The following is a 4439-nucleotide window of genomic DNA, read 5'->3' as shown; positions in this document are numbered from 1 at the left end:
GCCCCCGGACCGTCGCCGGCCGCCCCCGCCGGCCCCGTCTGCTCCACCACGCCCGTCGCCCCGCTCAGGCCGCGGCCCGGGCGGCGCCCAGGATCTCGGCCGCGTCGTGGCCGCCGGGCTGCTCGCCGCCCGCCGCGGCCGCCTCGGCCAGCCGGAGCAGCGCCGCGTTCAGCGGGGTCGCGACCCCGTGCAGCCGGCCGAGCAGCACGATCTCGCCGTTCAGGTAGGCGGCCTCGATCGACCCGGCGCCGCGCACGAGGCTCTGCCAGGACGACCCGCCGCGCCGCGTGACCCCGGGCAGCTCGACGAGGGTGAAGTCCCCGCGCGCCTCCGCCTCCTCCTCGGGCGACGTCGGCTCGATCCCCGCGGCCGCCAGCACCTCGCGGGCCTCCGCGACCGTCGCGGTCAGCAGCTCCTTCGCGGCGGGCTCGCGAACCGGGCCGCACAGGGCCTCGACGGCGTTGCCGAGGTTGCTCAGCAGCTTCGCGTACTTCCACGCCATGACGTCCGGTACGACCGGCGCGCGGAAGCCGACGGCCTCCAGGTCCGCCGCGACGGCCGCCAGGTCGGGGTCCGGCGCGGCGGCCGGGTACGAGCCGAGCGTGAGCACGCCGGTCACGGGGCTGCCCGCCGCCGAGACCCGGCCGGGCTCGAGGAACGTCGCGGGCAGCCACACGCACATCCCGGCCACCCGGGCGAACCGGCGCAGCGCCGTGCGCTCGTTGTCGACCCCGTTCTGCGCGCAGACGAGCAGCAGGTCCTCGCCCGCGGTGCGTCCGCCGGCGACCGGCCGGCCCGCCCACTGCGCCGTGGTCGCGGCGGTGTCCTGCCCCTTCACGGCGAGCACCAGCACGTCGCCCGGACGCAGGTCGACGTCCTCGGGCCCGGCGGCCGTCGCGGCGCGCACGACCCGCGCGCCGGCGGGGGTGGTCAGGTGCAGGCCGTCGGCCCGCAGCGCGTCGAGGTGGGCGCCGCGCGCGACGAGCACGACCTCGCGCCCCGCCTCCGCCAGCAGCCCGCCGATGGTCCCGCCGACAGCGCCGGCGCCGATGATCACGTATCGCACGCGTGCCACCGTGCCACACCCGGACGGCCCGCGGCGCGCGGCGCCGGCGCGCGGCACCGCCGGCCGGGACGGCGGGACGTCCGGGCCGCCCCGGGCGCCGACGTACGGTGGAGGCCATGACCTCCTCCGTCGTCGCCGTCACCGGCGGCCATGTCGTCCCCGTCTCCTCCGACCCGATCGACGGCGGCACCGTCCTGATCCGCGACGGCCGCATCGAGGCCGTCGGCGCCGACGTCGCGGTCCCCGAGGGCGCGACCGTGATCGACGCGACCGGCCGCTGGGTGCTGCCCGGCTTCGTCGAGGCGCACGGCCACGTGGGCATCCACGAGGAGGGCGAGGGCGTCGCGGGCAACGACACCAACGAGATGACCGGCCCGAACATGGCGGCCGTCCGCGCGATCGACGCGGTCAACATCGACGACGAGGGCTTCCGCGACGCGCTGTCCGGCGGGGTGACGTCCGTCGTGGTGAAGCCGGGCTCGGGCAACCCGATCGGCGGCCAGTCCGTCGCGCTCAAGTCCTGGGGCGGCCGCACCATCGACGAGCAGGTCATCAAGGCCGCGGTCAGCGTGAAGTCGGCGCTGGGCGAGAACCCGAAGCGGGTGTACGCCGAGAAGAAGCAGACCCCGTCGACCCGGCTCGGGACCGCGCTGATCATCCGGCAGGCGTTCACGGACGCGCAGCACTACCGCGCCGCCCGGGCCGCGGCGGAGGCCAAGGGCGAGCCGTTCAAGGTCGACCTCGGCCTGGAGACGCTGGCGCGGGTGCTGGACGGGGAGCTCGCCTGGGACCAGCACGCGCACCGGCACGACGACCTGGTGACCGCGATCCGGCTCGCCGACGAGTTCGGCTACCGCCTCGTGCTCAACCACGGCACCGAGGGCCACAAGATCGCCGACGTGATCGCCGAGCGGGACATCCCGGTGATCTTCGGCCCGATGTTCACCTCGCGGTCGAAGGTCGAGCTCCGCGACCGCGCCATCGCGAACCTCGCGGCGCTCGCGAAGGCCGGCGTGCGGGTCGCGATCACCACCGACCACCCGGTGGTGCCGATCAACTTCCTGGTGCACCAGGCGACGCTCGCGGTGAAGGACGGCCTGCCGCGGCAGACCGCGCTCGAGGCGCTGACCGTCAACCCGGCGGCGTTCCTCGGCCTGGACGACCGGGTCGGCGCGCTGGAGCCGGGGCGCGACGGCGACGTGGTCATCTGGTCGGGCGACCCGCTGGACGTGCACGCGCGCGCCGAGCACGTCCTCATCGAGGGCCGCACGGTCTACACCTGGGACGAGGCGACCCGGACGGCCCACGTGGTCGAGCGGTCGGAGCGGTTCACCGCCTGACGCCGTCGCGCGCCGGGGTTCATGGGTGGCGCTCAGGGAGGGGTCAGCCGACGTCCGGGGACGGGGCGTTCTCTTGCTCCTGTCGGCGCCACAGCGGCGCCCCGCAGGAGGTGTCCCCATGGACCAGCACGACCAGGCCGCCCGGCCGACCGACCCGCAGCAGGAGCCCGCGCACCGGCCCGAGGTCGGCCCCGTGCCGCCGGCGCCCCGGCGCTCCCGGCCCCGGCGCACCGCGGTCGCGCTGGTCGCCTCGGGCGCCGTCGCCGGGGCGCTGGTCCTGGGCGCGTCGGCGGCCGCGCTCGGCCGGCCCGCGAGCGAGTCCGGCACGGGCCTGACCGCCTCGGCCGGCCGGGACGGCAGCGCCTCCGGGTCGGGGGGCGCTCCGGGTTCCGGCCGGTCGCAGGGCGGTTCGTCCTCCGGCTACGGGTACGGCTACGGCAGCCCCTCGACCGACTTCCCCGGCGCCTCCGGCTCGTCCTCGACCGCCACCCTCGACACCGGCACCGCGACCGAGGCCCAGCAGCAGGGCGTGGTGCTGATCGACACCGTGCTCGGCTACCAATCGGCCGAGGCCGCGGGCAGCGGCGTCGTCCTCACCTCGGACGGGCTGGTGCTGACGAACAACCACGTCGTCGAGGGCGCCACCCAGATCACCGTGACGATCGGCACCACCGGCGCGACGTACACCGCGCAGGTCGTCGGCACCGACGCCACCGCCGACGTCGCCGTCCTCCAGCTCGTGGGCGCGTCCGGCCTGACCACGGCTGCGCTCGACACCGACGGCGACCTCGCCGTGGGCGACGCGGTCACGGCGGTCGGCAACGCGGAGGGCGGGGGCGTGCTGCTCGCGGCGGACGGCACCGTCACCGCGCTGGACCAGTCGATCACCACCCGCGCCGAGGGCGTCTCGTCCGGCGAGGCGCTGACCGGGCTGATCCAGGTCGACGCCGACGTGGTGTCGGGCGACTCCGGCGGTGCGCTGCTCGACGACCAGGGCGAGGTCGTCGGCCTCACGACGGCGGCGTCCTCGGGGTCGGCGGACATCACCGGCTTCGCCATCCCGGTCGACGACGCCCTGGACGTGGCGGCGCAGATCGTCGCGGGCCAGGACTCCGGCACGATCACGCTCGGCTACCCGGCGTTCCTCGGCGTGCAGCTGGCGACCGGCGGCACGACGCTCCCGGGCGCGGACGGGTCGACCGGCTCGGCGGGTGCCGGGGCGGCCGTCGCGGGCGTCGTCGACGGCACGCCGGCGGCGCAGGCCGGCCTCGCGGCGGGTGACACGATCACCGCCGTCGACGGCACCGCCGTCGCGGACGCCGACGCGCTGAGCGCGGCGCTCGCGGCGCACGCCCCCGGCGACCAGGTGACGCTGACCTGGACCGCCACCGACGGCACCGCGCAGACGGCGACCGTCACCCTGATCGCGGGCCCGGCGGACTGACCCCGGCCCGGGCGCGCCCGCCCGCACGCCACGGCCAGGCCCTACGCTGACGCACCATGGCCGTCACGATGCAGGACGTCGCGCGCCGCGCCGCCGTGTCCGCGAAGACGGTGTCCCGGGTGGTCAACGACGAGCCGCACATCAGCCCGGACAAGCGGGCGCGGGTACTCGCGGCGATCGACGAGCTCGGCTACCGGCTCAACCCCGCCGCGCGGACGCTGCGCACCGGGCGGTCCGGCGTCATCGGCCTCGGGCTGCCCGACCTGCGCGAGCCGTACTACGCCGAGCTCGCGCACGCGGTGCTGCAGCAGGCCGGCCGGCGCGGCCTGACGGTGCTCGTCGACCCGACGGGTGGTGACCGGGACCGCGAGCTCGCGCTGCTGCGCGGCCGCGGCGGAGGGCTGGACGGCGTGCTGCTGTACGCGCTGGGGGTGGGCGCCCAGGACGCCGACGCCGCGGCGCTGCCGGCGGTGCTGCTGGGGGAGCGGGTCGAGCCGGGGGCCGCGGCCGCGGTCGACGCGGACCCCGCGGTGGCCGCCGCCGTCGCCCACCTGGTCGAGACGGGCCGGCGGCGGATCGCCGTGCTCGG

4 protein-coding genes are annotated in these 4439 nt (G+C 77.2%); 3 read left to right on the top strand and 1 reads right to left on the bottom strand.

Annotated features, from left to right (window positions below; translation table 11 throughout):
* Positions 1–64 precede the first annotated feature (64 nt).
* Positions 65–1066: a ketopantoate reductase family protein gene (locus FA014_RS18235; RefSeq protein WP_154731039.1), complete on the bottom strand. Its 1002-nt coding sequence runs from the start codon at positions 1064–1066 to the stop codon at positions 65–67.
* Between the two features lie 116 nt (positions 1067–1182).
* On the opposite strand from FA014_RS18235, the gene FA014_RS18230 reads away from it, so the two are divergent.
* The 3 genes from FA014_RS18230 to FA014_RS18220 all read left to right on the top strand — a co-directional run.
* Positions 1183–2406, top strand: coding sequence for an amidohydrolase (locus FA014_RS18230; RefSeq protein ID WP_154731038.1), 1224 nt, complete (start codon positions 1183–1185; stop codon positions 2404–2406).
* 118 nt (positions 2407–2524) lie between these two features.
* Entirely contained in the window at positions 2525–3850 is a 1326-nt protein-coding gene (locus FA014_RS18225) for a S1C family serine protease (protein ID WP_154731037.1), read from the top strand.
* A gap of 56 nt (positions 3851–3906) precedes the next feature.
* Positions 3907–4439 (top strand): LacI family DNA-binding transcriptional regulator (locus tag FA014_RS18220; RefSeq protein ID WP_154731036.1); only part of this gene is annotated, 533 nt, incomplete at its 3' end.

The sequence above is a fragment of the Cellulomonas hominis genome (assembly GCF_005239125.1).
In the GTDB taxonomy this organism is placed as follows: domain Bacteria; phylum Actinomycetota; class Actinomycetes; order Actinomycetales; family Cellulomonadaceae; genus Cellulomonas; species Cellulomonas hominis_A.
Note: the sequence above shows the minus strand (reverse complement) of the source record. Positions and strands in the feature narration are given on the sequence as shown.